Consider the following 593-nt stretch of genomic DNA (forward strand, 5'->3'; position numbering starts at 1 on the left):
CTTCAAAAGACTCCAAACCATAGCGCTCAGCATTATCATCAACTAAAGCATCAGCCATGATAAGTAGCTCAGTGCCATTACCCGCGTCAGCCTTAACCAAGGCATATTCTAATTCAGCGTTTAAAGATACCGCTTGGTTAGAAGGTAATGTCCATGGCGTGGTCGTCCAGATCACAACAGACATAGGCACATCTTGCGCATCAACAGAGAAAGCCTCGTAAACAGCAGTCTGGTCGGCGACATTAAAACGAACATCGATCGCTGTTGACTGCTTATCCTGATATTCAACTTCTGCTTCAGCTAATGCAGAACCACCGACAACACTCCAGTAAACCGGCTTAAAGCCTTTCTGCAAGTGGCCGTTTTCAATAATTTGTCCCAAGGCTCTGACAATATCGGCTTCAAACTTAAAGTCCATGGTTAGGTAAGGCTTATCCCAGTCACCCAGAACACCTAGACGAATAAAGTCTTCTTTCTGGCCTGCAACCTGCTTAGCCGCGTAGTCACGACAGGCCTGACGAAACTCAGGGTAGTCTATTTTTACGCCGGCCTTGCCTTTTTTCTTTTCGACATTGTGTTCAATCGGTAAGCCG

The 593-nt window shown here is 46.2% G+C and carries 1 protein-coding gene; it reads right to left on the reverse strand.

Annotated elements, in window-relative coordinates; translation table 11 throughout:
* Positions 1-593 (reverse strand): class I tRNA ligase family protein (locus A3729_RS05500; RefSeq protein ID WP_156497700.1); only part of this gene is annotated, 593 nt, incomplete at both ends.

This window comes from Oleiphilus sp. HI0043 (assembly GCF_001634935.1).